Source organism: Cellulomonas sp. P4_B5_2 (genome assembly GCF_056402235.1).
On the sequence record NZ_JBFUHU010000436.1, the window covers coordinates 1 to 2,413 of the forward strand.

The window sequence follows — 2,413 nt, forward strand, 5'->3', positions numbered from 1 at the left end:
ACCCGGGCCTGGGCGAGCTCGAGCGTCTCGCCGACGCGCCGGTGGTACGTCCGGCGGACCCGGGGCTCGACGACCCGGAGCCCGCGGAGGTCGGCCTGGGCGACCTGGAGCACACCCGGCTGCGCCCGTCGGTCCCGGCGCCCCGCGTCCACCTGCACCTGCGGTTCGACACGGGCGAGGAGCTCGACGTCGAGGGCGACGGGCTCGTCGGACGCAGCCCGGCCACGGAGCCGGGGGTCGCCCACGTGGTGTCGATCGACGACCCCGACCGGTCGATCTCGAAGGCGCACCTCGCGTTCGGGCCGGAGCCCGGCGGTCGGCGCCTCTGGGTGGTGGACCGCGGGTCGACCAACGGCACGGTGCTCGTCGACCCGGACGGCACCAGCGTCGCGCTTCCCCCGGGCACGCGCGCGGTGGTCGAACGCGGGTGGACCGTGCGGTTCGGTCGGCGGAGCCTGCTGGTCCAGGACGGTTGACCTGCACCGCGGCTGCGCCGACCCGTAGCATGGCCGCCGTGAGGACGCCGACCGCCCAGCGACGACGCCGGGCCGCGGGGGCGCGCCGATGATCGACGACCGGGTGCGACTGGACGTCGGTGTCGCGACGGCCCGAGGACAGCGGGCTCGCAACGAGGACTTCCACTGGGCGGCCGACGGGGTGTTCCTGGTGGCGGACGGCATGGGAGGGCACGAGGCCGGCGACGTGGCCAGCCGCACGGCGATCGAGGTGCTCCGGGGTCTGGCCGTCGGCACCCCGGGACCCGACGACGCGCGCCGGACGGTCCGTCAGGCGCACTCCGCGGTCCGCGACCTCCCGGCGACCACCGGACGGCGCCCAGGCACCACCGCGACCGGCGTCGTGCTGACGGAGCACGGCGACACCCCGTGCTGGCTCGTGGTCAACGTGGGAGACTCGCGCACCTACCGGATGGCGGGCGGCGTGCTCGAGCAGGTCACGCTCGACCACTCGGAGGTCGCGGAGCTCGTGGCCAGCGGCATCGTCGCGGCCGACGAGGCGAGCCGGCACCCGCGACGGAACGTGGTGACGCGGGTGCTCGGCGGTGGCGCCTCGCAGGTCGAGCCCGACGTTTGGCTGCTCCCCGTGAGCCCGGGCGACCGCATGCTCGTCTGCTCCGACGGACTCACCGACGAGCTGTCGGACGCACGCATCGAGGCCGAGCTGCGGGCCGAGGACGCGGCTCAGCCCGCGGCGGACCGGCTGGTCGCCGCGGCGCTGGCGGCCGGCGGCCACGACAACATCACGGTCATCGTGGTGGACGCGACGCTGCGGCGCTGACGTCGGCCGCGCGACGGCTGAGCCGTTGGGCGTGACCGTGGCGGATGCCGTCGACCGTGAGGATGCCGAGCGCCACCCACACGAGCGCGAAGCCCCACCAGCGCGCGGCCGGCATCTGCTCGTGCAGGACGAGGACGCCGATGAGGAACTGCAGGGTCGGCGCGATGTACTGCAGCAGCCCGATCATCGACAGGGGCAGCCGCCGGGCAGCCGTGTTGAAGAGCAGCAGCGGGATGGACGTGACGATGCCGGACGACGCGAGGACCAGGGCGTGCCCGAGGCCCTCGGTCTCGAACGTCCCCGCCCCGACCGCGCTCAGCCACGCCAGGTAGCCGAGCGCCAACGGGAACAGGACGAGGGTCTCGACCGCCAGACCCGGCACGGCGCCGACGCTGCGTCCCACGCGGTTCTTGAGCAGCCCGTAGAAGCCGAAGCTCAGGGCGAGCGTCAGCGCGATCCAGGGCAGCTGCCCGTAGCCCGCAGTGATGATCACCACCGCGGCGGCCCCGAACCCGAGCGCCACCCACTGCACCGCGCGCAGCCGCTCGCGCAGCACGACGACCGCGAGCGTCACCGTCACGAGCGGGTTGATGAAGTACCCCAGGGCGGCGTCGACGACGCGGTCGGTGAGGATGCCGAACACGAAGACGAGCCAGTTGACGGCCAGCAGGACGGCTGCGACCGACAGCACGCCGAGGGTCCGCCGGTTCCGCAGCGCCGCGACGAACGTGTCCCACGTGCGGGTGGCGAGCAGCAGGAGGAGGCAGAACACCAGCGACCAGACGACGCGGTGCGCGATGATCTCGACCGCGCCGGCGGGCTGCAGCAGCGGGAARTACAGGGGGAGGACGCCCCACAGGACGTAGGCGCCGACGCCGGTCGCCAGGCCGAGCCCGTCGAGGGGGGTCGTCGCCGGGCGGGTGGCGGGAGCGTCGGTCACCAGCAGAGCCTAGGTCCCTGTTGACGCGTCGGGAGACCTCCCCTAGTGTCCGGTTGCAGCAAGTTTCACCCGCGTTGCAGGGCGTGTTACAGCGTGTTGTGGCGCAGGTCCAGCGCGCCCTCCACCGGGGTCCCGGCGGTCGGCACACCTCCTCCCGGGACCGGTCCCGCCGGTCCC

The 2,413-nt window shown here is 74.1% G+C and carries 3 protein-coding genes; 2 read left to right on the plus strand and 1 reads right to left on the minus strand.

Annotated features, from left to right (window positions below; genetic code table 11):
• Together AC1DUQ_RS20745 and AC1DUQ_RS20750 are read left to right on the plus strand one after the other, a co-directional pair.
• Window positions 1–476, plus strand: a 476-nt coding sequence (locus tag AC1DUQ_RS20745) for an FHA domain-containing protein (protein WP_477074518.1), incomplete at its 5' end; no start/stop codon positions are given.
• An 88-nt stretch (window positions 477–564) separates the two neighbouring features.
• Window positions 565–1,296, plus strand: a complete 732-nt coding sequence (locus AC1DUQ_RS20750; RefSeq protein ID WP_477061330.1) for a PP2C family protein-serine/threonine phosphatase — start codon at window positions 565–567, stop codon at window positions 1,294–1,296.
• Here the strand turns inward: AC1DUQ_RS20750 and rarD are convergent.
• Window positions 1,265–2,236 carry an EamA family transporter RarD gene (gene rarD, locus AC1DUQ_RS20755; RefSeq protein WP_477061331.1) on the minus strand — a complete coding sequence of 324 codons (972 nt, stop codon included), beginning with the start codon at window positions 2,234–2,236 and terminating at the stop codon, window positions 1,265–1,267. The genes AC1DUQ_RS20750 and rarD overlap by 32 nt on opposite strands.
• Between the last annotated feature and the right edge of the window lie 177 nt (window positions 2,237–2,413).

Bases quoted from the DNA above. Each gene is read 5' to 3' on its own strand.
- AC1DUQ_RS20750 (WP_477061330.1), top strand. From the start codon at position 565: ATGATCGACGACCGGGTGCGACTGGACGTCGGTGTCGCGACGGCCCGA.